General features: G+C 62.6%; 24 protein-coding genes. 12 read left to right on the forward strand and 12 right to left on the reverse strand.

The window, feature by feature from the left end; all coding sequences use genetic code 11:
* Positions 1–148: 148 nt before the first annotated feature.
* The 8 genes from IHV84_RS09650 to kefC all read right to left on the reverse strand — a co-directional run bounded on the left by IHV84_RS09650 (position 149) and on the right by kefC (position 10,049).
* Positions 149–1,561 carry a sigma 54-interacting transcriptional regulator gene (locus tag IHV84_RS09650; protein ID WP_066692535.1) on the reverse strand — a complete coding sequence of 471 codons (1,413 nt, stop codon included), beginning with the start codon at positions 1,559–1,561 and terminating at the stop codon, positions 149–151.
* Between the two features lie 12 nt (positions 1,562–1,573).
* Positions 1,574–2,269 carry a hypothetical protein gene (locus tag IHV84_RS09655; protein WP_233099934.1) on the reverse strand — a complete coding sequence of 232 codons (696 nt, stop codon included), beginning with the start codon at positions 2,267–2,269 and terminating at the stop codon, positions 1,574–1,576.
* On the reverse strand, positions 2,259–3,707 hold the full coding sequence (locus tag IHV84_RS09660; RefSeq protein WP_198846703.1) for a sensor histidine kinase KdpD: 1,449 nt from the start codon (positions 3,705–3,707) through the stop codon (positions 2,259–2,261). Before IHV84_RS09660 ends, IHV84_RS09655 begins: the two co-directional genes overlap by 11 nt.
* Before the next feature lie 25 nt (positions 3,708–3,732).
* On the reverse strand, positions 3,733–5,079 hold the full coding sequence (miaB, locus tag IHV84_RS09665) for a tRNA (N6-isopentenyl adenosine(37)-C2)-methylthiotransferase MiaB (protein ID WP_198846704.1): 1,347 nt from the start codon (positions 5,077–5,079) through the stop codon (positions 3,733–3,735).
* 119 nt (positions 5,080–5,198) lie between these two features.
* Entirely contained in the window at positions 5,199–5,666 is a 468-nt protein-coding gene (locus IHV84_RS09670) for a hypothetical protein (RefSeq protein ID WP_370541240.1), read from the reverse strand.
* Between the two features lie 64 nt (positions 5,667–5,730).
* Positions 5,731–6,372, reverse strand: a complete 642-nt coding sequence (locus tag IHV84_RS09675; protein WP_142083659.1) for a trimeric intracellular cation channel family protein — start codon at positions 6,370–6,372, stop codon at positions 5,731–5,733.
* 150 nt (positions 6,373–6,522) lie between these two features.
* A complete protein-coding gene (locus IHV84_RS09680) occupies positions 6,523–7,929 on the reverse strand; it encodes a Fic family protein (RefSeq protein ID WP_198846705.1) in 1,407 nt (468 codons plus the stop codon).
* Between the two features lie 209 nt (positions 7,930–8,138).
* Positions 8,139–10,049, reverse strand: a complete 1,911-nt coding sequence (gene kefC / locus IHV84_RS09685) for a glutathione-regulated potassium-efflux system protein KefC (protein ID WP_198846706.1) — start codon at positions 10,047–10,049, stop codon at positions 8,139–8,141.
* Between the two features lie 185 nt (positions 10,050–10,234).
* Between kefC and IHV84_RS09690 the strand changes: the two genes are divergently transcribed.
* The 3 genes from IHV84_RS09690 to IHV84_RS09700 all read left to right on the forward strand — a co-directional run bounded on the left by IHV84_RS09690 (position 10,235) and on the right by IHV84_RS09700 (position 12,191).
* A complete protein-coding gene (locus IHV84_RS09690; RefSeq protein WP_198846707.1) occupies positions 10,235–10,873 on the forward strand; it encodes a LysE family transporter in 639 nt (212 codons plus the stop codon).
* 131 nt (positions 10,874–11,004) lie between these two features.
* Positions 11,005–11,625: a ParA family protein gene (locus IHV84_RS09695; protein WP_066694989.1), complete on the forward strand. Its 621-nt coding sequence runs from the start codon at positions 11,005–11,007 to the stop codon at positions 11,623–11,625.
* 101 nt (positions 11,626–11,726) lie between these two features.
* Complete coding sequence (locus tag IHV84_RS09700; RefSeq protein ID WP_044397993.1) at positions 11,727–12,191, forward strand: MaoC family dehydratase; 465 nt, start codon at positions 11,727–11,729, stop codon at positions 12,189–12,191.
* Between the two features lie 80 nt (positions 12,192–12,271).
* On the opposite strand, the gene IHV84_RS09705 is transcribed toward IHV84_RS09700, so the two are convergent.
* The gene (locus tag IHV84_RS09705) at positions 12,272–12,589 is read right to left on the reverse strand and encodes a DUF4148 domain-containing protein (RefSeq protein WP_066785528.1); all 318 of its coding nucleotides are present in this window, start codon (positions 12,587–12,589) and stop codon (positions 12,272–12,274) included.
* 213 nt (positions 12,590–12,802) lie between these two features.
* On the opposite strand from IHV84_RS09705, the gene IHV84_RS09710 reads away from it, so the two are divergent.
* A complete protein-coding gene (locus IHV84_RS09710) occupies positions 12,803–13,768 on the forward strand; it encodes a LysR family transcriptional regulator (protein ID WP_044397997.1) in 966 nt (321 codons plus the stop codon).
* A 6-nt stretch (positions 13,769–13,774) separates the two neighbouring features.
* On the opposite strand, the gene IHV84_RS09715 is transcribed toward IHV84_RS09710, so the two are convergent.
* The gene (locus tag IHV84_RS09715; protein ID WP_198846708.1) at positions 13,775–14,269 is read right to left on the reverse strand and encodes a tRNA (cytidine(34)-2'-O)-methyltransferase; all 495 of its coding nucleotides are present in this window, start codon (positions 14,267–14,269) and stop codon (positions 13,775–13,777) included.
* 37 nt (positions 14,270–14,306) lie between these two features.
* Complete coding sequence (locus IHV84_RS09720) at positions 14,307–16,127, reverse strand: ABC transporter transmembrane domain-containing protein (protein WP_198846709.1); 1,821 nt, start codon at positions 16,125–16,127, stop codon at positions 14,307–14,309.
* A 292-nt stretch (positions 16,128–16,419) separates the two neighbouring features.
* On the opposite strand from IHV84_RS09720, the gene IHV84_RS09725 reads away from it, so the two are divergent.
* From IHV84_RS09725 to IHV84_RS09745, 5 genes are all read left to right on the forward strand, one after another.
* Complete coding sequence (locus IHV84_RS09725; protein WP_198846710.1) at positions 16,420–17,190, forward strand: ABC transporter ATP-binding protein; 771 nt, start codon at positions 16,420–16,422, stop codon at positions 17,188–17,190.
* A gap of 1 nt (position 17,191) precedes the next feature.
* Positions 17,192–17,917 carry an ABC transporter ATP-binding protein gene (locus tag IHV84_RS09730; RefSeq protein ID WP_066785538.1) on the forward strand — a complete coding sequence of 242 codons (726 nt, stop codon included), beginning with the start codon at positions 17,192–17,194 and terminating at the stop codon, positions 17,915–17,917.
* Between the two features lie 56 nt (positions 17,918–17,973).
* Positions 17,974–19,170: an ABC transporter substrate-binding protein gene (locus tag IHV84_RS09735; protein WP_198846711.1), complete on the forward strand. Its 1,197-nt coding sequence runs from the start codon at positions 17,974–17,976 to the stop codon at positions 19,168–19,170.
* A 65-nt stretch (positions 19,171–19,235) separates the two neighbouring features.
* Complete coding sequence (locus IHV84_RS09740; RefSeq protein WP_066693355.1) at positions 19,236–20,120, forward strand: branched-chain amino acid ABC transporter permease; 885 nt, start codon at positions 19,236–19,238, stop codon at positions 20,118–20,120.
* A gap of 11 nt (positions 20,121–20,131) precedes the next feature.
* Entirely contained in the window at positions 20,132–21,121 is a 990-nt protein-coding gene (locus IHV84_RS09745; RefSeq protein WP_066693358.1) for a branched-chain amino acid ABC transporter permease, read from the forward strand.
* 38 nt (positions 21,122–21,159) lie between these two features.
* Here the strand turns inward: IHV84_RS09745 and IHV84_RS09750 are convergent, their stop codons facing one another.
* Positions 21,160–21,651 carry a ComF family protein gene (locus IHV84_RS09750; RefSeq protein WP_338071819.1) on the reverse strand — a complete coding sequence of 164 codons (492 nt, stop codon included), beginning with the start codon at positions 21,649–21,651 and terminating at the stop codon, positions 21,160–21,162.
* Positions 21,652–21,928: 277 nt separating this feature from the next.
* Here IHV84_RS09750 and IHV84_RS09755 point away from each other — a divergent pair, with 277 nt between their 5' ends.
* The 3 genes from IHV84_RS09755 (at position 21,929) to ctaD (ending at position 26,310) form a co-directional block, all read left to right on the forward strand.
* Positions 21,929–22,825: a methyltransferase domain-containing protein gene (locus IHV84_RS09755; protein WP_198846712.1), complete on the forward strand. Its 897-nt coding sequence runs from the start codon at positions 21,929–21,931 to the stop codon at positions 22,823–22,825.
* 650 nt (positions 22,826–23,475) lie between these two features.
* Entirely contained in the window at positions 23,476–24,645 is a 1,170-nt protein-coding gene (coxB, locus tag IHV84_RS09760) for a cytochrome c oxidase subunit II (protein ID WP_198846713.1), read from the forward strand.
* Positions 24,646–24,675: 30 nt separating this feature from the next.
* A complete protein-coding gene (gene ctaD / locus IHV84_RS09765; protein ID WP_044398020.1) occupies positions 24,676–26,310 on the forward strand; it encodes a cytochrome c oxidase subunit I in 1,635 nt (544 codons plus the stop codon).
* Positions 26,311–26,316: the final 6 nt, after the last annotated feature.

Here is a 26,316-nt window from a genome sequence, read left to right on the forward strand (position 1 = left end):
TAAATCAATGGCTTGAATGCACTGCAACGTGTAAACAATTGTGCGGGCACCTGCCAAGGGCCTTCAAGGCGGCTGGATGCCGCGTTTTTGTCGCCTGCTGGCGACGCTTTGCCCCGTGCGGAAAGCAAAGTCTTTGCAAATCAGGTACTTACTCTTGTCGCTCATCGGCGACATCGTCGCCCATGGCGCCGTCGGCCTTGAACTGGCCGGGCGTGAGTGCGTGTTTTTGCAGTAGCCGATAAAACTCGGTGCGGTTGCGCTGGGCCAGCCGTGCGGCGTCGGCCACGTTGCCGTCGGTCATCTTGAGCAGGCCCACCAGGTACTCGCGCTCAAACCGTTGCCGTGCTTCGGCAAAGCTCAGCACCTGGGCCGACGGAATGCGCAGGGCCCGCTGCACCAGCGACAGCGGCACCAGCGGCGTGGTGGACAGCGCGCACACCTGCTCGACCACGTTGTAGAGCTGGCGCACATTGCCGGGCCAAGCCGCGGTGGTCAGGGCCTTGAGGGCTTCAGGCGCAAAGCCAGACAGGCGCTTGTCGTATTTGTGGGCCAGCTTGTCCAGAAAGTGGTTGGCCAGCAGCGCGATGTCCTCGCGCCGCTCTGCCAGGGTGGGCAGCAGCAGCGTGACAACGTTGAGCCGGTAGTACAGGTCTTCGCGGAATTGGCCTGCAGCCATGGCGGCTTCCAGATTGCGGTGCGTGGCCGAGATGATGCGCACGTTGATCTGTATGGACTGGCTCGCGCCCACGGGCCGAACGGCCCGCTCCTGCAGCACCCGCAGCAGCTTCACCTGCAGCGCGGGCGGCATGTCGCCAATCTCGTCCAGCAGCAGCGTGCCGCCATCGGCCGCCTGGAACAGGCCCTTGTGGTTGCTCACGGCGTCGGTGAAAGCGCCTTTGACATGGCCGAACAGTTCGGATTCGAGCAGTGCTTCGGGAATCGCGCCGCAGTTCACCGCCACAAAGGGCTTGGAGGCGCGAGGGCTTGCGCGGTGGATGGCCTGGGCCAGCAGTTCCTTGCCCGAGCCGCTGTCGCCCAGCAGCAGCACGCTCGCATCGGATTGCGCCACCATGAACGCTTCGGACAGCACATCGGTCATGCGGGCCGAGCGGCTCACGATATCGGCACGCCATGCCTGGTTGTCATGCGCCTGGTGCACTGCCGGGGCGCTCAGGGCCAGGGCCTCGGCCACTTTTTCCAGCAGCTCTTTGCCGTCATAGGGCTTGGTGAGGTAGGTGAACACACCGCGCGCGGTGGCCTGCACGGCATCAGGAATGGTGCCGTGCGCGGTGAGCAGGATGACGGGCAGCGAGGGGTGGCGCGCGTGCACTTCGTCAAACAGCGCCAGGCCATCCTTGCCGGGCAGGCGTACGTCGCTCAGCACCAGCTGCGGCCGGGCAATGTCGAGCTGGGCCAGGGCTGCCTCGGCCGAGCCCACAGCCACCACTTCGTGCCCCGCCGCCTTCAGGCGCAGCGAGAGCAGGCGCAGCATGTCGGCATCGTCGTCCACCACCAGAATGCGGTGCTGGGCCGGGCGTGATGGGGGCGTGGAGGAAGGCATGGCGTGTGGGGATCAGGGTTTGGTGCCGTTGCCCGGGCTGCTGGCGCCCGCAGCGGGTGCGGAAGGCGATGCGGCCGCAGGCGCTGGGCGTGTTTGCAGGCTGCGTTCGATGGCGCGCACGGCTTCGAGCCGTTCGCTCAGCTGGTCGTTGCGGCGCTGGGCATCGCGCAGTTGCTGGCCTTGCCGCTCCAGTTGTTCCTCCAGCCGCCGCTGGTGCGTCAGCCGCGCTTCCAGCAACCGGGCCAGGGGGTGCAGCTCCTGCGCGTTGGCGTCGGCCAAGGTGCGCTGCACCAGGCCCAGCGCGCGGGCCGTGTCTGCGGGCTGTCGGGTCTGGGTCAGCAGCAGTGCCAGCCGCAGGTGGCGGGCGGGCTTGGTGTCGTCGGGCACCGAGAGGCGGGCCATCTCGCGCGCCAGGGTGGTGGCGCTGGCGTCAAGCGCGCGGTCGGCATAGGCCAGTGTGTCGCGCAGCAGGTCTTTGGCGGGGGATGCGGGCTCTTCCAGCTCGGGCAGGGTCGGCTCTGGGGGCGTGGGCGCTAGTGTCCGGTTGGCCTCTGCCGTGGCCGCTGGTGGTGCCACCTCGATCGCTTCGGCCGCTTGCGGCTGCGGGGCTGAGGTGGCGCAGCCGGCCAGCACCGCCACGCACAAGGCCACCCCCCACAGCAGAGGGTGGCGCGGCGTGTGGCGGGGGTGGGTGGCTTCAGGATGCATCAGGGAGTTCGATTCGGAAAAAAGAGTGGGGCGCTTCGCCCAGCAGGTGCACGCGCCCGCCGTGGGCATGGATGTATTCCTGCACGATGGACAGCCCGATCCCGGTGCCGCGCACCGCGTTTTCTGGCTGGCGTTCACCACGGAAGAAGGGCTCGAACACATGGGCCTTGTCTGCCGGGGCCACGCCGGGCCCCTGGTCGGACACGTCAATCAGCACCGCACCGGGCGCGCGCGAAACGGCCAAGCGTACCCTACCCTGTTCAGGCGAAAAGCGAATGGCGTTGGACAGCAGGTTGCCCACGGCCGAGGCGATTTTTTCGGGGTCCAGCTGCAAGGTAGTGCGCTCGCCGCTCACCTCCACCCGCAGCTGGCGGGCCTGCCACTGCAGGCGTTGGCTTTCCACCAGGTCTTCCAGCAGGCCGATGAGTTCGGTTTCGCGCCGCTGCAGCTGGCGGGCTTCAAACGCCGCCGCGTTGAAACGCAGCAGCGCTTCGATCTCGCTTTGCAGCACCAGCGTGTTCTGGTGCAGGATCTGCGCCACTTCCTTCTGGCCCTCGGTCAGCTCCCCGGTCACACCGTCTTGCAGCAGGGCCACGCCTTCGCGCAGCGCGGCCAGCGGGGTTTTGAGTTCGTGCGACACATGGCGCAAAAAGCGCGCCTTGTCGGCATCCAGCTCCAGCAGCCGCAGGCGCAGCCATTCCAGCTGCTGGCCCACGCGGCGCACGTCGGCCGGGCCGGTGATGGCCACGGGCCGCTCCAGCTGGTTCTCGCCCAGGCGGCGAATGGCGCGTTCCAGCCGCTTGAAGGGCCGCGCCAGCCACACGCCCAGAGACAGTGCCAGCACCAGGGCCAGCACGATGGCGCCCAGCAGCTGGTGCGTGACGGCTTCGCGGCTGGCCTGCACCATGGCGTCGAGTTCGCTGCTCTTGCGCGCGTTGAGTTCCTGCACCGCCTGGCTGATGGCCGCGTGCAGGTTGTCCAGCGCCACAAATTCATCGGCCACGCTGCGTTCGTGCTCCAGCGACAAGCCGGGCGGCGCGCGCAGCAGCTCGTGCACGGTGTCCATATGGCAGCGCCACTGCCGGGCGTGCTCGGGCGGCAGCCCCGCGTCTTCCAGCTGCTGCACCAGGCGCCGCGCATCGGCCGCCATGTCGTCAAAGCTCTGGCGCAGTTGTGCATCGCCCAGCACCAGTGACTGGCGCGCTGCACGCTCCAGCGCCTGGCCCCGCTGGTTCAGGGTTTGCGCGGCCACGTTCAGGGCCGCTGCCTGTGCGGCGCTGGCCTGGCTCTCGGTCATCAGCGCTTCCAGCGTGAACAGCGTGCGCAGCGCACTGGTGCCCAGCAAGCCCGCGATCAGCAAGAACGCGAGCAGCAGCAGTTGCTGGAAGGACGGGCCGTAGTGCCGGGCCTTGGCGGGGCTGGTGGCTTCCTGGGCCATGGCCGTGAGGGGCAGGCGGTGAAAGTCAGGCGGTGAGGGCTGCGCCCTCGCGCACCAGCACCTCGCCGCGCAGGGTGTAGGCCTTGGCCTCGGTGATGGTCACATCCACCATCTGCCCCACCAAGCGGGGCTGGCCGGCAAAGTTGACCACGCGGTTGCATTCGGTGCGGCCCATCAGCTCGCCTGCATCGCGCTTGGAAGCGCCTTCCACCAGAATGCGCTGCACCGTGCCCACACGGCTTTCGCTGATGGACTTGATGTTGGCGTTGATGACGCTCTGCAGATGCTGCAGCCGGCGCAGCTTCACGTCGTGCGGCGTGTCGTCGTGCAGGCCTGCGGCGGGCGTGCCAGGGCGGGGGCTGAAGATGAAGCTGAAGCTGTTGTCGAAGTGAATGTCGTCGATCAGCTTCATCATCTTGTTGAAGTCGTCTTCGGTCTCGCCGGGGAAGCCCACGATGAAGTCGCTGCTCATGGCCAGGTCGGGGCGAATGGCGCGCAGCTTGCGCACCGTGCTCTTGTATTCCATGGCGGTGTAGCCGCGCTTCATGGCCATCAAAATGCGGTCGCTGCCGTGCTGCACCGGCAGGTGCAGGTGGCTGGCCAGCTTGGGCAGCTTGGCGTAGGCCTCGATCAGCCGGGGTGTGAACTCGTTGGGGTGGCTGGTGGTGTAGCGGATGCGTTCGATGCCGGGGATTTCCGACACATATTCCAGCAGCAGCGCAAAGTCGGCAATCTCGGCCGTGCCACCCATCTTGCCCAGGTAGGCGTTCACGTTCTGGCCCAGCAGGGTGATTTCTTTCACGCCCTGGTCGGCCAGTCCGGCCACTTCCACCAGCACATCGTCAAACGGGCGGCTTACTTCCTCGCCACGGGTGTAGGGCACCACGCAGTAGCTGCAGTATTTGCTGCAGCCTTCCATGATCGACACAAAGGCCGAGGCACCTTCGACGCGCGCGGGCGGCAGGTGGTCGAATTTTTCGATTTCGGGGAAGCTGATGTCCACCTGGGGTTTGTCGAGTTGCTCGCGCTGGTTCAACATCTCGGGCAGGCGGTGGAGGGTTTGCGGGCCGAACACCACGTCCACATAGGGGGCGCGCTTGATGATTTCGGCGCCTTCCTGGCTGGCCACGCAACCGCCCACGCCAATCTTCACGCCGCGTGCCTTCAGGTGCTTGATGCGGCCCAGGTCGCTGAAGACCTTTTCTTGCGCTTTTTCGCGCACCGAGCAGGTGTTGAAAAGGATGAGGTCGGCCTCGTCCACGTTCTGGGTGGGCTCGTAGCCTTGGGCGGCGTTGAGCACGTCGGCCATCTTGTCCGAGTCGTACTCGTTCATCTGGCAGCCGAAGGTTTTGATAAAGACTTTTTTGGCCATGGCAATTTCACAAATAGCAAGCAAACACCGCTGCCCACGGGGCGCGGTGACTGAGGGTGGGGTAGCCCCAAGGATCCTGAGGGGCCGAAACGCTGCCGCAGGTGCGGCGGCCGGACGCGTTACTTCAGAACGTTGTCCGTGGTGATGTTGGTGGGCGCAGGGTTCTTGCCCTTGAGCGGCTTGGCCGCCTCGGCTTCGCTCAGGATCCAGGCCGCGTGCAGCATGCCGGTGCTGGCTTCAAGCACGTAGTTGACCTTGTACGTCTGGCCGATCACGGTGTGGCGTGGCACCAGTGTGTTTTGCGGGCTGAACAGGCGCATGCCGGGGGCCATGCGGATGTCGCGGCTGTTGAGCCGCGCCTCTTGCACCCCCAGGATGGTCAGCGTGCCGCGCTCTGCAGCGTCAGGAAAGTTGCGCACGGCGCCCAGCGGGTTGACCACCTGCGCCTGGGCGGGGGTCAGTGCAGCGATGCTTGCGGCGCCTATCAGCGCTGCGGCCGCCAGCGGGGTACGCCAGCGGCGGCGCAGGGCCCCGCGTGCCGCGGGTTCGGCAACTGCGTGGGAGGGAGGGCAAAAAGGTGTGTTCATGGGGGTCAGCAATTCGTGGTGTACATCCAGGGGCTGGGTGCGCGATTTTACGGCCTGGCCCCGTTCATACCCGCCAGGCGGGCAGCTCCCAGTTGCGCCACAGCGCCAAACCCCGCAGACCGGCCGTGATCAGCACACACGCCAGCAAGGGGCTGACCACGGTGCCCTCCACCTGCCGCAGTGCCACATCGGCCCAGCCGCCGGCAAAGGCGCACAGCGCGTAGGGGCGGTGGTCGCTGAATGCCTGGGGCACCTCGTTGCACAGCACATCGCGCAGCACGCCGCCAAAAACGCCGGTGGTCACGCCCATCATCACGGCAATCAGCGCGGGCATGCCCACAGCGGTGGCAATGTCCACGCCCACGGCAGCGAACAGCCCCAGGCCGATGGCGTCGGGCAGCAGCATGGCGCGCTCGGTGGGTTGAAAGTGCCGCTGGCGCATGAACAGCATGGCGGCCACGCTCAGCCCCAGAATGCCCCAGACAAATTCGGTGTGCCGCACCCAGAAGAAGGGCCGCTGGTCCAACAGCAAGTCGCGCAGCGTGCCGCCGCCGAAGGCCGACACAAACGCCACCACGCACACACCCACCGCGTCAAACCGCTTGCGCGCCGCCATCATCACGCCCGACAGGGCAAAGGCCACGGTTGCCGCCACTTCCAGGGCGATGCGCAGCAGTTCAATCCAGGGGGCGTCGATCCATTTCATGGCGCGATTGTCGTGCGTCGCTGCGGCGCATGGGCCTGCCCAGCGGGTGTGAGGGTGGTTTTGCTATTTAATTTATAGCTGTTTGCGCTTGATGGATAAGCGCTGGAGCCTGTTTTGTCTGAATTATTGGCGTTGGCAGGCCCGCTGCCTTCACCCCTTCATGTCCTGGGCACGCCGCTCCCACTCCCCAAACTCCAGCGGCCGGATCCCAAACCGCACGGCATTCCCGGCGTGCAGCGCGCCAAACTCGGCCAGCGCCAGTTGCACAAAATGCGCGTGGTCGGCCGCCGCAACGGAAGCTGGCATCCTGCTTGTCACCGCCTGCTCCGTGGGCGCATCCCCCTGCCGCACGATGGCTGCAATCACCTCCGCCAGCGCTTGTCGATGCCGCAGCCGAAAAATGTCTGGTGGCACCAGGTTCTGCTTCACCGCCACGTATTGCTGACAAGACCGCTCGTAGGCCCACACAAACACATCGCGCAGCAGGTCCACGCGGTGGAGTTCGTACACGCCCAGCATGCCGTCCACATACGCTTGCTGCGGTACGTCGATGAACGACAGCGGGCACAGGTTGTGACGGATGAAGGGGATGTTGGCGGCCAGGCGCGAGACGCGTTTATTCACATCCTCGAACGGCTGCAGGTACGGCAGGTGCACCATCAAGAAGAAGGCTTGCTCAAACGGGTCGGTGATCTCGGCGGCCATCTGCGTGACGATGCCGAAGAGTTCTTCGAGCCGTTGGGGCAAGGCAATGGGTAAGAAGACGCTGCCCCCGATCTCCACGGCGCGGCGGCGAATGCGGCCCACGGCGGTGGGGTCGGCCATCAGGCCGTCGGACAGGAAGGCGTGCAGCGCGATCAGCGTGTCTGTGTGTACGCGGGCGTTTTCGGGGTTGAGCACCAGGTATTCGATGGCCTGCTTGTGGTTCAGGATCATCTGGGTTTCTAGCGCGTTTTTGCCTTCGGCGGCCTGGCCGAACTCGATCAGGCGTTCGGTGTCGAGGTGGCTGTAGGTGTTGCCTTCGAGGTGGGAGGAGGCCCAAGACAGGTCGATGAGCAGGCGTTGGAGGATGTCTTTGGCAAAGGTGCCCGCAGGTGTTTGGTCTGCCGGTGAGCGGCCCAGGCTGTGCAGTTGTTCACGCAGGCCCGGCGGCAGGTAGGCCGTGTGGTTGGGCTCGTAGCTCGATAAAAAGTCCAGTTGGTAGCCCACCGGTTTACGCAGGTGGCGGGGCTGGGAGACAGTGGCACGGATGTCTGCGCCCTCTTTGGAGGTGGGGACGTAGTCTGCGGTGCTGGGGGGCACTGCTGTTGCCACAGCGGTGGATGTCTGCGCAGATGCGCCGGGCTGTGGCAGGCGGTGGTAGCGGGTGGCCCGGCCTTCGCCGCGCACCCCTATGCGTTTTTGCTCCACCAGCAACGCCAGGTGACGCTGCAGCGTTCGGCGGGGTATGCGGTTGCCATGCTGCTGGAGGAGACCGTCAATGCCTACCTCGTCGGTACTGGTGTTGATCCATTCGGCGAGTTGGTCCAGCGCTTGGGGCGGCGTGAGGCGGGGCATGTTCGAGGCTCCTAGTGGCGCGAATCGGCATTGCACCAAATAAAGTGGCGCGAAAATATTTTACGCGCCAAATAAAGTGGCGCGAAAGCGTTTGCGCGCCACTATAGGATCGGCCCTCTCTGCGCATGGCCGGGGCAAAACCCGGTAGCCCTGTTTCAAGTGTTAATTTGCTATCAAATAAGTAGCTTGAAGCGCTTTACGAATAAGCGCTAGAGCCTATTTTTATCTGAATCACGGGCGTTGGTAGATTTGCCGCCTTCTCCAGCATTCTCCACTCCGCCATACCCTGGGTAGATCTGCGCCCTGGCTTCGCGCTCGGTGTGTTCCTGGCGTTCCTTGGCCATTTGCTCGGCCAGCTGGGCGCGGCCTTCGCGGGCCACGGCCATCATCTTGGCGCGGTCTTTGTGGTGGGGGTACATGCGGTCGGCCAGCGTGATGTTGTGCTCGCGAAAGCGCCGGGTCATCTCCTGCGCCCGCGTGGGGCTCTGGCCCATCAGCTCCAGCACGGTGCGGGCGCTTTCAAGGCTGGACTCGAACAGCTCGCGCTGCACCAGTGTCACCCCCAGGTCGCGCAGCGCGTTCCAGTGGGTCAGGTCCCGTGCGCGAGCCACCAACTGCAATTGCGGGAAGTGCTTGCGCGCCAGGGTGACGATCTTGAGGGATTGCTCGGGGTCGTCCACCGCCACCACCAGCACGCGGGCGTGCTCGGCCCCGGCAATGCGCAGCAGGTCCAGCCGGGTGGCGTCGCCATAAAACACGCGGTAGCCAAAGGCGCGGGCGATCTCGAGAATTTCCACGCTGTGGTCCAGCACGGTGGTGGGTATGCCCTGGGCCAGCATCACACGCGCCACGATCTGCCCGTAGCGGCCGAAGCCGGCGATGATGACCGGGGCTTCCTGCGGCTCCGAGATCTCTTGCGCGGGCGGCGCGGCGGTTTTGAGCTGGGCGTAGCGGCGCAGCAGGGCGCGGTCTACCAGCACCAGCAGCAGCGGGCTGATGAGCATGGAAAGCGCCACCGCACCGATGAGCAGCGAGGCCGTCTCGGCCGAAAACACCTGCGCCCCGGCGGCGGCCTGGAAGACCACGAAGGCAAACTCGCCCCCTTGCGCCAGCAGCAGGGTGAACACGGGCCGCTCTTGATAAGGCACGCCTGCCACTTTGGCCAGGGTGTAGATCACCACCGCCTTGAGGGCCAGAAACCCCAGCAGGATACCTGCCATGAGCCAGGGCGAGCGCATGAGCACGCCAAAGTCGATGCTCATGCCCACGGCGATGAAGAACAGGCCCAGCAGCAAGCCCTTAAAGGGCTCGATGTCGGCTTCCAGCTCGCTGCGGTATTCGCTGTCGGCCAGCAGCACCCCGGCCAGAAAGGCCCCGAGCGCCATCGACAGGCCCACCATCACCATCAAATACGCAATGCCCACCACCAGCAGCAGCGAGGCGGCGGTGAAGATTTCAGGCGTGCGGCTCTTGGCAATCCAGCGCAGCAGGGGGCGCAGCAGCAGGCGACCGCCGAGCACGATGGCGCCGATCACGCCCACGATCTTCAGGGCCTCCAGCAGCACCTCGCCCGCCGAATGGTCGTCGCTGGCCCCCGCGGCCGCGCCCAACAGGGGCAGCAGCGCCAGGATGGGAATGGCCGCCACGTCCTGGAACAGCAGGATCGAAAAGCCCGCCTGCCCGCTGCTGGTGCGCATGAGGTTGCGCTCGGCCAGCACCTGCAGCGCTATGGCGGTGGACGACAGCGCCAGCCCCAGCGCCGCCACCAGGCTGATGCGCCAGGGCAGCCCGGCCAGCCAGCCCGCCGCAAACAGCACGGCGGCGCAGCCCAGCACCTGCGCGCTGCCGGTACCGAAGATGGGGCGGCGCATGGCCCACAGGCGACTGGGTTGCAGTTCTAGCCCCACCAAAAAGAGCATGAGCACCACGCCAAATTCGGCAAAGTGCAGGATGTCTTGCACATTGCTCACCAGCCCCAGGCCCCACGGGCCAATGGCAATGCCCGCCGCCAGGTAGCCAATGATGGAGCCCAGCCCCAGCGCCTTGGCCAGGGGCACCGCCAGCACGGCGGCGCTCAGGTACATCAGTCCGTAGGTGAGCCAGGTGGGTGCGTGTTCCATGAGGACTAAAAGAGGTGAAGGCTGGAGGGGGGGGCTGCAGGATTTTGGCACCGCCGCCCAGTGCGGAATTATCGCTATTTTTTTAATAGCATTCTGCGCTTGTCTGGCTTGCCGCAAGGCCACTTTCTTTGCAAAGAAGGCGCTATGATGCTGTCCCCCCTCGGCTCCTCATCGCGGTGTTTGCTATGGATTTCCAGACCTGGTTGGCGTTTTTTGCGGCGTCTTGCCTGATTGCGGTATCACCCGGCTCGGGCGCCGTGCTGTCGATGAGCCACGGGCTTTCGTACGGCGTGCGCAAGGCCAGCGCCACCATTCTGGGCTTGCAGCTCGGGCTGTTACTCATCCTGGTGATTGCCGGGGCGGGCGTGGGATCGCTGCTGCTGGCGTCTGAAGTGGCCTTCAGCGTGGTGAAGGTGGCGGGCGCCTGCTACCTGATTTACGTGGGTTTCAGCCAGTGGCGGGCGGGCGACAACTCCCCCCTTCACGGCGACGAAGCGGCACCCGCTGGCCCGTGGACCAAGCGCTGCCTGGCCGGTTTTTTGACCAACGCCACCAACCCCAAGGGCATCATCTTCATGGTGGCGGTGCTGCCCCAGTTCATGACCGACACGCGCCCGCTGTGGTCGCAATTGCTGGTCATGGCCGCGACCACCGTAGCGGTGGACGTGGTGGTGATGCACGGCTACGCTGCCGGTGCCAGCGCCCTGCGCCGCCTCATGCGCAGCGCCCGCGCCATGCGCATGCAAAATCGCGTTTTTGGCGGGCTGCTGATGGCGGTGGGCGCGGGCCTGTTCTTCGTCAAGCGCGGCGGCCAGCACGCCTGAGGTGTTTGCCCAGCCCTGCACTGCGTGTGTGCAAGGTGGGTGGTTTGCTATGGATTTGGTAGCTGGTAGCGCTTGCTGAATAAGCGCTGGAGCCTGTTTTTGTTTGTTATTTTCTTCGCCAGGAGGTCAACATGCCAGTGGTTGTTGTTGCCAATCCCAAGGGGGGTGTGGGCAAGTCCACCCTTTCGACGAACGTGGCGGGTTACTACGCCAGCCAGGGGCATCCGGTCATCCTGGGCGATGTGGACCCCCAAAAATCTGCCCACCTGTGGCTGAGCCTGCGCCCCGCCACCGTGGCCCCCATCGGCCGGTGGGACACCGATGTGGATGCCCTGGCCAAGCCGCCCAAGGGCACCACGCACGCGGTGCTCGATACACCCGCAGGCCTGCACGGCAGCGCCCTGAAAGACGTGCTCAAGATGGCCGACAAGGTCATCGTGCCGCTGCAGCCCAGCATCTTCGACATCTACGCCACCCAGGCGTTTCTCGACAAGCTGCGCGAACACCGCCACGCCGCTGGCGTGCAAGTGGGCATTGTGGGCATGCGCATTGACGAGCGCACCCGCTCGGCCGAGCAGCTGCACCACTTTGTGGAAGGCCTGGGCCTGCCCGTGCTGGGCTATGTGCGCGACACGCAAAACTATGTGCATCTGGCGGCCCAGGGGCTCTCGGTGTTTGACGTGGGAGCCACCACCCGCGTGGCGCGCGACCTGGAGCAGTGGCAAAGCATTTGCCAATGGCTGGACGCCTGATGGGGTGTCTGAGCGCCTGAGTTTCACCCGCGCCCCACGGGTGGCCCGTCGTGTCACGTGCCGGACAAGCCCTCCCCCCGGCGCGGCGCTACATTGGGGCGATGAAAACCTTCCGCTCTTACACCGAAGTCAGCGCTTGCGTGGGCCAGGAAGTGGCCGTGACCGACTGGATCACCATCACGCAAGAGCAAGTCAACCTGTTTGCCGACGCCACGGGCGACCACCAGTGGATCCACGTGGACCCTGAACGTGCCAAGGCCGGGCCCTTTGGCGCGCCCATCGCGCACGGCTTTCTCACGCTGTCGTTGATTCCCAAGTTCTTCGACCAAGGCATCGCCATCGAAGGCGCCCGCATGGGTGTGAACTACGGACTCAACCGCGTGCGCTTCACGGCGCCCGTGCCGGTGGGCAGCCGTCTGCGCGCCCGGCTGCTGCTGCAGGCTGCCGAGCGCATTGAGCCCGATGGCATGCAAATGACCTGGCTGGTGACGGTGGAGCGCGAAGGCAGCGACAAGCCCGTGTGCGTGGCCGAATCGCTGGCGCGCAACTATGGCGCTGCGGCCTGACTATCTCTTTTCTCTTCACACCAGCAAAAAGGCCTGCCGGGGTTTCTCCCGGCAGGCCTTTTTTGATGGTGGCGCCTGGCTTATTCAGCAGCAGTGCTGCGGCCCGACTGGGAGGCAGCTACGGAATTCTTGCCTGCATCGGTGCCGGCCGTGGCTGTGACGCCTTGGATGTTCAAAGGAGCGGGCACGTTGTACCACTCACCGTCACGGGGCAGGGTGCCTGCGGCGCGTGAGGCCACCAAGTCGGCCACCACGGCTTCACGGGTCAGGGAAGAGTGGGTCTGGCTGGTCAGCGGGTAGCTGTTCCAGTCGCCATCGCGGGGCACGGCGGAGTCAGCCTGGGCGGCGAAGGCGCTGAAAGCGAGGGCGGCAACGGCGAGTGTGCGGTACGAGTTCATGAAAATTCCCTTTCAAAATTGAGCTTTTCTCAAGGCCTGCCCCGGTACACCATGTGCCGGTGGGCCCCTGCCTCGGTGAGTGTCCCTGGCGGCATCGCTCATCGATGGGGTGAACTTTATCTAGGGTTTTCCCTTTGAAAAATAGCATGCACGGCAATGAATCATTCCGAAAAAAGAAACAATCAAAAAGAATGCTGATGAATAATTGCCCAAATGGATAGACTTTTGACCATGCGGGTGTTCCAGACCGTTGTTGATGAGGGTGGTTTTGCAGCGGCCGCCCGTTTGCTGGAACTCTCGCCCCCGGTGGTGACCCGGCTGGTGGCCGACCTGGAGCAGCACCTGGGCACGCGCTTGCTGCAGCGCACCACGCGCAAGCTGGCGTTGACCGAAGCGGGAGATGCCTATCTGGCCCGCGTGCGGGCCATCCTGCACGAGATCGAGGACGCCGAAGCCGCCGCTGCCGCCAGCACCCGCGACTTGCGTGGCACCGTTCGTGTGGTGGCGCCGCCCGTGGTCGCCACGAATTTTCTTGCCCCCATGCTGAGCCATTGGCACGCCCAGCAGCCGCTGCTGATGCTGGACATCGACATTGATCCCTACGCTTCAGCGCGCGTGGATGAGTTCGATGTGACCTTCATGGTGGCCGCCGAGGGGTTTGACGCCAACATCGTGGCCCGGCCGTTGATGCAGGGTGAGTCGATCGTGGTGGCGTCACCCGCCTACCTGGAGCGAAAAGGCCTGCCCCTGCAGCCGCAAGACCTGGAGCACCACGACTACCTGCGCGATTCCAGCGTGGCCCGCGTGCATTCTGTGGGGGGGCGCAAGCTGCGGCTGTTGAGCGACGACGGACAGCGCCCCGCGCAAGATGTGGATGTGCCGTCGGTGGTGTTGCAATCCATCAGCACCGAGGTGCTCATGCGCGCCGCGCTGGATGGCATGGGCGTGGCCGTGGTGCCCCGCTTGCTGGCGCAGGAGCACCTGGCGCGCTCTGAGCTGGTGCATTTGCTGCCAGGGTGGATCTTCGCCCGCTACACGGTGTATGCGGCGCTGCCATCGGGGCGCATGCTGCCCGCCCGCACCAAGGTGTTTCTCGACTTTCTGAGCGAACGGGTGCAGGAACTGGTGCAGCAACGCAAGCTGGCGCAGTGCTGCCCTGGCATCGACACCGTGAGCTGATGCCCGTCAGGCAGGGGTCTTTCCAGAAGAGGGATCGGGCATGGCAAAGTGGTTTTGCCGCCAGGCCTCAAACACGGTGACCGCCACGGCGTTGGAGAGGTTGAGGCTGCGCTGCCCTGGCACCATCGTCAGGCGCACGCGTTGGCCAAGGTCGAAGCTGTCGCGCAGCTCAGGCGCCAGCCCGCGCGTTTCAGAGCCAAACACCAGCCAGTCGCCCGGCTGAAACGCCGTGTCGTGCACGCCGCGCGTGCCGCGCGTGGTCAGGGCAAACATGCGGGTGGGGTCGGGCTGGGCCTCGCTCAAAAACGCAGCCCAGTTGCGGTGTTTGATGACCTGGGCGTACTCGTGGTAGTCCAGCCCCGCGCGGCGCATGAGCCGGTCTTCCATGGAGAAGCCCAGCGGTTCTACAAGATGCAGTGTGCAGCCAGTGTTGGCTGCCAGCCGGATCACGTTGCCGGTGTTGGGAGGGATTTCGGGCTCGACAAGAACAATGTGGAACATCCCGCTATTGTCGTTGCCGCAGCGCCGGTTCCCGGCTTTATGCGGTGAACTGCAGCTGCGCCAGCCGCGCGTACACGCCCTGGGCCGCCATCAGGGTGGCGTGGGTGCCTTGCTCGACGATGCGGCCATGCTCCAGCACCACGATGCGGTCGGCGTTTTGCACCGTGGCCAGCCGGTGGGCAATGACCAGGGTGGTGCGCTGCCCGGTGTGGCGCTGCATGGCGGTGTCCAGCGCGGCCTGCACCATGCGTTCGCTCTCGGCGTCCAGCGCGCTGGTGGCTTCGTCCAGCAACAGCAGCGGCGGGTTTTTCAAGATGGCGCGGGCGATGGCAATGCGCTGCTTTTGCCCGCCAGACAACCGCACGCCGCGCTCGCCCAGGAAGGTGTCGTACCCCTGGGGCAGGGCCATGATGAAGTCGTGGGCAAATGCCGCCTGGGCGGCGGCTTGGACTTGCTCTGCCGTCGCGCCAGGGGTGCCATAGCGGATGTTTTCGAGCGCGGAAGCGCCAAAAATCACTGCATCCTGGGGAACGGTGGCAATGTGGCTGCGCAGCGTGGTGAGTGCGATGTCCTGAATGTCCACCCCATTGAAGAAGATGCCGGAACGCTGGGCGTGCCCGGCAGGTCGCTCAATGTCATAAAAGCGTTGCAGCAACTGGAAAACAGTGGTCTTGCCAGCGCCACTGGCACCCACCAAGGCCACGGTTTCCCCGGGCGCCAGGGTGAGCGAGAAATCCTCCAGTGCGGGCTTGTCAGGCCGCGAGGGGTAGCGAAACTGCACCGAAGCAAACTCTACCGCCAGCCCCTGGCCCGTGGACGGCAGTGGCACAGGGGCGGCGGGTTCTGCCACCGGGGATTCGCTGGCCAGCAGTTCCATCAGGCGCTCGGTCGCGCCTGCGGCGCGCAGCAGGTCGCCATACACCTCGCCTAGCACGGCCACAGCGCCCGCCAGCAGCATCACGTACACCACCGTTTGCCCCAGGTGCCCTGCGGTCATTTCGCCCGCCAGCACGGCCTGCGTGCCGCGGTACAGCCCCCACAGCAGCAAGGCGGCGTTGGCGATGATGATGAAAGCCACCAGCACGGAGCGTGCGCGGGTGCGCTGCACAGCGGTGGAAAACGCACTTTCGGCTGCCGTGGCAAAGCGCGAGGCTTCGCGCTGCTCGGCCGTATAGCTTTGCACCACCGGAATGGCGTTGAGCACCTCGGCCGCGATGGCGCTGGAGTCCGCCACGCGGTCCTGGCTGTCGCGCGAGAGCCGCCGCACGCGCCGGCCGATCCACATGGCGGGCAGCACCACCAGCAGCACGGCCAGCAACACTACCGACATGACATAGGGGTTGGTCCACACCAGCATGCCCAAGGCGCCGATGCCCATCACGGCATTGCGCAGCCCCATCGACAGCGACGAGCCCACCACGGTCTGCACGAGGGTGGTGTCTGCAGTCAGCCGTGAAAGCACCTCGCCGGTTTGCGTGCTCTCGAAGAACTGGGGACTTTGGCGCAGCACATGGCTGTAAACCGCCTGGCGCAGATCGGCGGTGACCCGCTCGCCGAGCCAGCTCACGGCATAGAAGCGGGCGGCGGAAAACACACCCAGCGCCACCGCCACCAGGAACAGCGCACCAAAGTGCTCCCGCAGCGCCATGGCCTGGTCAGCGCGATCTGCCGAGACCAGCCCGGTGTCAATCAGATTGCGCAGTGCCAGCGGAAACGCCAGCGTGGCCAGTGCTGCCATCACCAGGCAGAGCAGGGCCCATGCAATGCGCGCTCTGTAGGGGTGAAGGAAGGGCAGCAGCCCGGTCAGTGAGCGGGGTTTGCCACGCGGGCTGGGGGTGTCGGGGCGGGGTGAGGGCATGGCGTGAGAGGGTTTTGAAGGCGGGGGTCACAGGCCCGCAATACCCCCATGGTAGGGCTTGGAGCGCCTGGTGTTGGTGGTTGTTTGTCAGTGGACACATTGCGGCTTGGCATGGGCATTACTACATAGGCGTTAGTACATAGGCGTTAGTACATAGGCGTTACTACATAGGCATTAGTACCAGTACCTGCGAAGGTCTGTCCAGACATACGATGCAGGCCAATAGACCGGTAGATCGCCTGCGTTAGTGCAGGCGAATTTTCTTCCCGCACCACGGAGTGAACCAGGCCCAATGAGTGACGTGATCCTTAAAACACAAAGCCTGACCAAAGAGTTCAAAGGCTTCACTGCTGTCAGCAACGTGGACCTGGCTGTCCGCCGGGGCTCCATTCACGCGTTGATCGGACCCAACGGAGCGGGCAAGACGACCTGCTTCAATCTGCTCACCAAATTTTTGGTGCCCACATCGGGCTCGATCCAGTTCAACGGGCACGACATCACGGCGGAGGCGCCCGCGCAGATTGCGCGCCGTGGGGTCATCCGGTCCTTCCAGATTTCGGCTGTCTTCCCCCACCTCACGCTGATTGAAAACGTGCGGCTGGGTTTGCAGCGCAAGCTGGGTACCTCCTTCCATTTCTGGCGCAGCGAACGCAGCCTGCGCCAGCTGGACGACCGCGCCATGCAATTGCTCACCGAGGTGGGGTTGGACGACCTGGCGGATGAAGTCACTGTCAACCTGCCTTACGGCCGCAAGCGTGCCCTCGAGATTGCCACCACGCTGGCGATGGAGCCCGAGCTGATGCTGCTGGACGAGCCCACGCAGGGCATGGGGCACGAAGACGTGGACCGCGTCACGCAGCTGATCAAAAAAGTGTCTGCAGGACGCACCATCCTGATGGTGGAGCACAACATGAAAGTTGTCTCCACGATTGCCGACTGCATCACGGTGCTGCAGCGCGGAGCGGTACTGGCCGAAGGGCCTTATACCGAGGTATCAAGCAACCCCCAAGTGATGGAAGCCTACATGGGTACGACTGACGGTCAACTGCAGGGAGCGCATTGAGATGGTCTCTCCCACATCGAAAACGCCAACGCTGGAAATTCGTGGCCTGCAGGCTTGGTACGGTGAATCGCATGTTCTGCATGGCGTGGATATCGTCGTGCAACCCGGTGAAGTGGTGACCTTGCTGGGCCGCAATGGCGCTGGCCGTACCACCACCATGCGCGCTGTCATGGGGTTGACGGGCGCCCGCAAAGGGTCGGTCAAGATCAATGGCGTGGAAACCGTGGGTTTACCCACCCACCGCATTGCCCACCTGGGCGTGGGCTACTGCCCTGAAGAGCGTGGCATTTTTTCCAGCTTGTCTTGCGAAGAAAACCTGCTGCTGCCGCCTGCGCTCAAGACGGGCACACCGGGTATGTCGGTGCAAGAGATTTATGCCATGTTCCCCAATCTGGCGGAGCGTCGCAACAGCCAGGGCACCCGGCTTTCGGGCGGTGAGCAGCAGATGCTGGCAGTGGCGCGCATTCTGCGCACCGGTGCCAACTTGCTGCTGCTCGATGAGATCTCCGAGGGCTTGGCTCCGGTCATCGTCCAGGCGCTGGCCCGAATGATCACGACGTTGCGCCAAAAGGGCTACACCGTGGTGATGGTGGAGCAGAACTTCCGTTTTGCTGCACCTTTGGCTGATCGCTTCTATGTCATGGAGCATGGTCGCATCGTTGAGCAGTTTGGCGCTGCTGAGCTGGAGCAAAAGATGCCTGTGCTCACCGAGCTGCTGGGCGTTTGATCGCTTAGCAACCCTCCGTTCGTTTTCGTTTCATCACACCCACAGGAGACAGATCCATGAAGAACAAACTCACAGTGCTGGCCCTCATGCTCGGCGCCGCGGGCCTGGCCACCTCGGCCGCGCACGCTCAGGAAAAGGTCAAGATCGGTTTCATCACAGACATGTCCAGTCTGTACTCCGACGTGGAAGGCAAGAACGGCGCTCTGGCCATCCAGATGGCCATCGACGACTTCGGCGGTAAGGTGCTGGGCCAGCCCATCGAGGTGATCTCGGCGGACCACCAGAACAAGGCCGACATTGCTGCCTCGAAGGCGCGTGAGTGGGTGGACACCCAAGGCGTGACGATGCTGTTTGGCGGCACCAACTCTGGCACGGCCCTGGCCATTGCCAAGGTCGCAGAAGAGAAGAAACGCGTTTACTTCAACAATGGCGCTGGCTCGTCGGCTCTGACCAACGAGCAGTGCACCCCCTACACAGTGCACTATGCCTATGACACCGTGGCGCTGGCCAAAGGCACGGGCTCTGCGATTGTGGACGGAGGCGGCAAGAGCTGGTACTTCCTGACGGCTGACTACGCTTTCGGTCAGGCGCTGGAAGCTGATACGACAGCGGTGGTGAAGGCCAAGGGCGGTAGCGTGGTCGGTTCGGTGCGCCATCCTCTGAACGCCTCTGACTTCTCGTCTTTCCTTCTGCAAGCGCAAAACTCCAAGGCCCAAATCTTGGGTCTGGCCAATGCGGGTGGTGACACCATCAACGCCATCAAGGCGGCCAAGGAATTTGGCATCACCAAGAACATGAAGCTGGCCGGTTTGCTGATTTTCATCAGCGACATCCACAGTATGGGTCTGCGCAACACCGAAGGTCTGCAGTTCACCACCAGCTGGTATTGGGACCTGAATGACGATACCCGCAAGTTTGCGGCGCGCTACTTCGAAAAGACCAAGCGCATGCCCGGCGAAATTCAAGCGGCTGATTACTCCGCCACCATGACCTACCTGAAGGCCGTGGCTGCCGCGAAGACCACCGATGCGGACAAGGTGATGGCCGAGCTCAAGAAGATGAAGATTGACGACTTCTTCGGCAAGGGCCAGATCCGTGCTGATGGCCGTTACGTGCACGACATGTACCTGATGGAAGTGAAGAAGCCATCTGAGTCGACCAAGCCCTGGGACTACTACAAGATGGTCAAGAAGCTGCCTGGCGAAGCGGTGTTCACCACCAAGGCCGAGAGCAAGTGCCAGCACTGGAAATAACCGCTCGGCTGTAACGCTTTACACGCCCTTGACCTGATCTCTACTTATCACCAGCGCAGCATCCCATGGAAATTTTCGGTGTCTCACTGCCAGGCCTGCTTAGCCAGCTCCTATTGGGGCTGGTCAACGGGTCTTTCTATGCCATCCTAAGCTTGGGCCTCGCGGTCATCTTCGGGCTGCTCAACGTGATCAACTTTGCGCACGGTGCGCTGTTCATGATGGGGGCGCTCATTACCTGGATGGCCATGACCTACCTGGGCATTGGGTACTGGTGGATGCTGCTGCTGGCACCGCTGGTGGTCGGGATCTTTGGCATCGTGATCGAGCGCACGCTGCTGCGCTGGATCTACAAGCTGGACCATCTCTATGGCCTGCTTCTGACGCTGGGGATCACCTTGCTGATCGAAGGCGTGTTTCGCTCCATCTACGGGGTGTCTGGCCTCGGCTATGACACGCCCGAGCTGCTGGAAGGTGCGACCAACCTCGGCTTCATGATCATGCCCAACTACCGTGCTTGGGTGGTGGTGGCGTCGGTGGTGGTCTGCATTGCGACTTGGTACGTGATCGAGAAGACCAAGCTGGGCGCATACCTTCGCGCTGGTACCGAGAACCCTCGCCTGGTGGAAGCCTTTGGTGTGAATGTGCCAGTGATGGTGACCTTGACCTATGCATTCGGTGCCGCATTGGCTGCGTTTGCAGGTGTGCTGGCCGCTCCGGTTTATCAGGTGTCGCCACTCATGGGGCAAAACCTCATCATCGTGGTGTTCGCCGTGGTGGTGATTGGCGGCATGGGCTCCATCATGGGTTCGATCCTGACCGGGCTCGGCTTGGGTGTGATCGAGGGCTTTACCAAAGTGTTCTATCCCGAAGCATCGTCCACTGTGGTGTTCGTCATCATGGTGATTGTTCTGCTCATTCGCCCCGCCGGCCTGTTCGGCAAAGAGAAATAAGGGGCTACACCATGAACTCAAAAAGAATCACCAATGTGGGATACGGCCTGCTGTTGCTGGGCCTGGTTGCAGCACCTTTTGTTGGTGCGTATCCCGTGTTCGTCATGAAGCTCATGTGCTTCGCCCTGTTTGCCTGTGCATTCAACCTGCTGCTGGGCTACACCGGGCTTCTCTCTTTCGGCCACGCGGCCTTCTTCGGTGGCGCCGCGTACGTGGCTGGTCACGCGATGAAAGTCTGGGGGCTGACCCCTGAAGTCGGCCTGTTGCTGGGCACCTTTGGTGGTGCCTTGTTGGGGCTGATCTTCGGCTGGCTTGCCATTCGGCGTCAGGGTATCTACTTCTCGATGATCACCCTGGCCCTGGCGCAGATGCTGTTCTTCGTCTGTCTGCAGGCGCCTTTCACCGGTGGTGAAGATGGTCTGCAGGGCGTGCCACGTGGCAAGCTGCTCGGCCTGATTGATCTCCAAAACGATGTGACCATGTATTACGTGGCCCTCGTGATCGTGGTGGCGGCTTTCTGCCTGATTGTGCGTACCATCCATTCGCCCTTCGGCCAGGTGCTCAAAGGCATCAAGGAAAACGAACCTCGTGCCATCTCGTTGGGGTACGACACCCATCGCTACAAGCTGCTGGCGTTTGTGTTGTCGGCGGCGATTGCCGGCCTGGCAGGCTCGTTGAAGACGCTGGTCTTGGGCTTTGCCACACTGTCTGATGTGCACTGGACAGCATCGGGGCAGGTGATCTTGATGAACCTGGTGGGCGGTCTGGGCACCCTGTCGGGACCTCTGGTGGGATCGGCCGTGGTCGTCTTGCTGGAGAACAAGATTGGTGAGCTGGGCAACTTGCTGGCCATGATGACCAGCGTGGAGTGGTTCAAGACCCTGGGCGAGTCGGTTACCGTGGTCACCGGTCTGATCTTCGTGGTGTGCGTGCTTGCATTCCGCCGAGGCATCATGGGCGAGATCATTGCCCTGCAGGCTCGGTGGCGCAAAGGAGCTTGAGGCAAGTGCGGCTCCCCGCGCTAGAGCGGGGGCCGTGCTCAGTCTCTTTCGGTGCGAGCAATCACCATTGCAGTGATGTGCTCGACACCCGCAGCGCGCAAGGTGGCGGCTATGGAGTTCAGCGTGGCGCCCGTGGTCATCACATCGTCCACCAGGATCACCCGCTTACCTTTCAGTTGCGAAGAGATGTTTGGTTCCACCATGAATGCGTTGCACAGGTTGTTCAAACGCTGAGATCGATTCAAGCCGCTTTGCGCGGCAGTGTCATGCAGGCGCAGCAATGCATGGGGGTTGGCTTTTTCTGGAGCCAGCGCATGCGCGATCAGCGCAGATTGGTTGAACCCCCGTTCGCGAAGCCGTTGCCGAGACAGCGGAACGCAGAGCACTTCATCGGCCTGAGCGATAGCTACTTGCGCCGCTGGGGCTCGGTGCAGCAAAGTCGCCAAGGTGGCAGCCCAACCAGGATCTTCCTGAAACTTCAGAGCCTTGATGGCTTGTGCCCAGGGGTACCCATAAGACACGGCAGCCACACAGGCATCCAGATCCGGGGGGCGAAGCAGGCAATCACCGCACACTTCCATTGGCTCGGGCACCTCCAGTGCACAGCGTTTGCAGCGATTGGTAGGTTGTGCAAACCGTGCCACACACGAACTGCACACCCTTTGCGCAGGCCATGCATGGCACACCGCGCATTGGCTGGGTATGTGCTCCAGCCAGTGCGATACGGAGCGGAAGAGACCTGACATGCGCCCGAAATGCATGCAATCAATATACTCGCCTGCCCTTTGATCAGGTCTGCGAAGCCCCATGCCTACCGAGCGTCCACCCACAATCGACCCCATCGCCGCAGCTCGCTGGCACGAGAGCGCTCCCGCCTTGTCCCCATGGCTGCATGAGGAGGTCGCGCGGCGTATGGAGGACCGGCTTCAGTGGATTCGTCAGACGCCCGTAGCCTGGTGTAACTGGGAGGCAGTTCGAGGCGGCCTTGAAGGGCACGCCCTGGTAAGCGCACGCTATCCCAAGGCCTGCTGCTTTGTGGTGGAGACCACCCGCAAGGCGCGCGAAGCTGCCTCCCAATCCCTCAGCAAACCGTGGTGGTCGCGCTGGACGGGTGAGCAGGTGCGTCTGGAGATGCCAGACGAAGGTGCGGTACAAATGTTGTGGGCCAATATGGCCTTGCATATGGTGGCTGACCCCCAGGCGTTGATGGCGCAGTGGCACCGTGCGCTCGCTGTGGATGGCTACCTCATGTTTTCCTGTCTTGGGCCCGACACTGCCAAAGAGTTGCGGGCGGTTTACGCAGACATGGGTTGGCCGCCCGCAGGGCACGCCTTTACCGATATGCATGATTGGGGTGATATGTTGGTTCAGGCGGGTTTCGCTGAGCCCGTGATGGACATGGAGCGCATCACGCTCACGTTTGCCACGCCCCAACGCCTTTTGGAGGAGTTGCGTGAGCTGGGGTGTAACCTGCACCCGGACCGTTTTGCCGCATTGCGCGGGCGGGCGTGGCGCGAACAACTGTACAAGGCCCTTGAGCAGCGCCTGATAGACGGAAGTGGCTCGGGGCAGCTTTCCTTGACCTTTGAAATCATTTACGGCCACGCATTCAAGCCTGCGCCACGGGTACGCGTTAGCTCCAGCAGCGCAGTTTCCTTGAATGACATGCGCGCCATGTTGCGTAATGGCCCTGCTCGTGGATAACTCCTAGGTTTCGTGTCAATGATATAGCGCAAGGCGCGCTACAATTCTGGGTGCTGTGATGTGGAATTTTGGGCGTTTCTTCGCACACCCCAGAGGGTCAAACTTCGGGTTGGTTACGTAGTAGCGATGCAGTTGGTGGCTTGGTATTGGTCCCGGTGTTTCGCTGGTATGCGGGCTCAATCGCCTTTGTGTGATGGTCCGGGCAGATGCCAAAACTCTCGAAGGTGATGCGGCTCGATGTGCAAATGATTTCTTCGGCCGGCGAGCTTGAGTGCGACGTTTCGCTAGTCCATCCGCATCTCAGGAAAGTGCTGTTGTCAGAATCGCGTTTGCCATGTACGGTCTTCGTCTGGCTGGCGATATAAAAATTTGCCGCAAGGTTCGTTGTTGCGGTGTAGCTGGAGACGGCGGGTGGTTATCAGCAGGCTGGGTTTATTGGGTGGCGGTTCATTTCATCACCTGATTCGGTGCGCAGCCTCTTGTGATCTTTTCGGCGCGAGGTAGTTCAGTGGGTTTGGTTGTTTTTTACTTCCAGGCTCACGCAACGGACGGTCTCGTTGTTCGAAGCCTGCACGACCTCGCGCGTCGCCTGACCCCATGCAGGCGCTGCGGGGATTGGTTAATTTGAGGCTTAGAAGTAAATGAGAACTATGAAGAGCATTTCCAATAAGTTGGCTTCTCTGCTGCTGATGGCCGGTGCATGGCTTGGGAGCGTCGCCCATGCCGTTCAGGACTTGGCCGGAGGCCCTGCGGTCAACCAACTGAACCTGGCCCCGCCAGTCACCAAAATTGCGGAAGAGCAGCACTTTCTACATTGGATGATGCTGATCATCTGCACGGTGATCTTCATTGCTGTGTTCTCTGTGATGTTCTATTCCATCTGGAAGCATCGCAAATCCAAGGGCGCAAAGTCTGCCAACTTCCATGAGTCTGTGACGGTGGAAGTCGTCTGGACCATCGTCCCCTTCATCATCGTCATCTTGATGGCATTGCCCGCCACCAAAGTGCTGGTAGCTCAAAAAGACACTACCAATGCCGACCTGACCATCAAGGCTACTGGCTACCAGTGGAAGTGGGGCTACGACTACCTCAATGGAGAGGGTGAAGGGTTGGCCTTCATTTCCACCTTGGACAGCAGCCACCGCACCATGTCGGACAGCGGCAATGTGTCCCAGGCCCCCGTCGATTACCTGCTCAAGGTAGACAACCCGATGGTTGTGCCTGTGGGTAAGAAAGTTCGCATCATTACTACCGCTAACGATGTGATCCACGCCTTCATGGTGCCTGCTTTTGGTATCAAGCAAGACGCGATTCCCGGCTTTGTTCGTGACACCTGGTTCCGTGCGGAGAAGATTGGCGACTACTACGGTCAGTGTGCTGAGCTCTGCGGCAAGGAGCACGCCTACATGCCCATCCATGTGAAGGTGGTTTCGGCGCAAGACTATTCCGCATGGGTTGAAGACCAGAAGAAGAAGGCTGCCGCCAAGCTCGACGATCCTGCGAAGATCTGGACTATTGCAGACATGCTCAAGCGCGGTGAAAAGGTCTACGCAGCCAACTGCGCCGCCTGCCACCAAGCCAATGGCAAGGGTGCTGGCCCGATCAAGCCTCTGGATGGTTCCGCCATCGTGCTGGACGCCGATCACGCCAAGCAGATTCAGATTCTGCTGAATGGAGCAGCCAACGGCGCCATGCCAGCTTGGAAGCAACTGAGCGATACGGACATTGCAGCCGTGACCACCTACACGAAAAACACGTGGTCCAACAAGACGGGTCAACTGGTGCAGCCCGCAGAAGTCGTGGCCCAGCGCAGCAAGTAAACATCGCCCAATCGCATTGAGGAATTCACTATGAGCGCAGTACTCGACAACCACGGGCACGCTGGCGACCACGCACACGACGGCCACGACCATCACCATGCACCTACCGGCTGGCGCCGCTGGGTGTTTGCCACCAATCACAAAGACATCGGCACGCTTTATCTGCTGTTCTCGTTCACTATGTTGATGGTGGGCGGGGTGCTGGCCTTGCTGATTCGTGCAGAGCTGTTCCAGCCGGGCCTGCAGTTGGTCAACCCTGAGTTGTTCAATCAGCTCACCACCATGCACGGTCTCATCATGGTGTTTGGCGCGATCATGCCGGCCTTTGTGGGCTTTGCGAACTGGATGCTGCCATTGCAAATTGGCGCTTCCGACATGGCCTTCGCTCGCATGAACAACTTCAGCTTCTGGCTGATGATTCCTGCCGCCATCATGCTGGTTGCATCGTTCTTCATGCCCGGTGGCGCTCCCGCTGCAGGATGGACTTTGTATGCACCGCTGACGCTGCAGATGGGCCCTTCCATGGACGCCGGCATCTTTGCGATGCACATCCTGGGTGCTTCTTCCATCATGGGCTCGATCAATATCATCGTGACCATCCTGAACATGCGCGCTCCCGGCATGACGCTGATGAAGATGCCCATGTTCGCCTGGACCTGGCTCATCACTGCCTATCTGCTGATCGCTGTGATGCCCGTGCTGGCTGGCGCGATCACGATGACGCTGACCGACCGTCACTTCGGCACCAGCTTCTTCAACCCCGCTGGTGGTGGTGACCCTGTCATGTACCAGCACATTTTCTGGTTCTTCGGTCACCCCGAGGTGTACATCATGATCTTGCCGGCCTTCGGCATCATCAGCCAGATCGTTCCTGCCTTCGCTCGCAAGAAGCTGTTTGGCTACGCCTCCATGGTGTACGCCACTTCGTCAATCGCCATCCTGTCGTTCATCGTCTGGGCCCACCACATGTTCACGACTGGCATGCCTGTGACTGGCCAGTTGTTCTTCATGTACGCCACCATGCTGATCTCCGTGCCCACGGCCGTGAAGATCTTCAACTGGATTGCCACCATGTGGCGTGGTTCGATGACGTTTGAAACCCCCATGCTGTTTGCCGTGGGCTTCATCTTCGTGTTCACCATGGGTGGTTTCACCGGCCTGATCCTGGCCATGGCTCCCATCGACATCCAGCTGCAAGATACCTACTACGTGGTGGCCCACTTCCACTACGTGCTGGTGGCCGGTTCGCTGTTCTCGATGTTTGCAGCCTACTATTACTGGGCTCCCAAGTGGACCGGTGTGATGTTCAGCGAAACTCGCGGCCAGATCCATTTCTGGGGTTCGTTGATCACCTTCAACATTACCTTCTTCCCGATGCACTTCTTGGGTCTGGCCGGTATGCCTCGCCGCTATGCCGACTACCCCATGCAGTTTGCTGACTTCAATGCCATCGCATCCGTGGGTGCCCTGGGCTTTGGCCTGATGCAGGTTTACTTCTTCCTGTTTGTGGTGCTGCCCGCCATGCGCGGCAAGGGTGCCAAGGCTCCTCAAAAGCCATGGGACGGCGCCGAAGGCCTGGAATGGGAAGTGCCTTCGCCTGCTCCATTCCATACGTTTGAAAACCCACCCAAGCTTGACGCGACCGCAACTCGCGTGATTGGTTGAGGAGCC

Source organism: Acidovorax sp. IB03 (assembly GCF_016406015.1).
In the GTDB taxonomy this organism is placed as follows: domain Bacteria; phylum Pseudomonadota; class Gammaproteobacteria; order Burkholderiales; family Burkholderiaceae_C; genus Acidovorax; species Acidovorax temperans.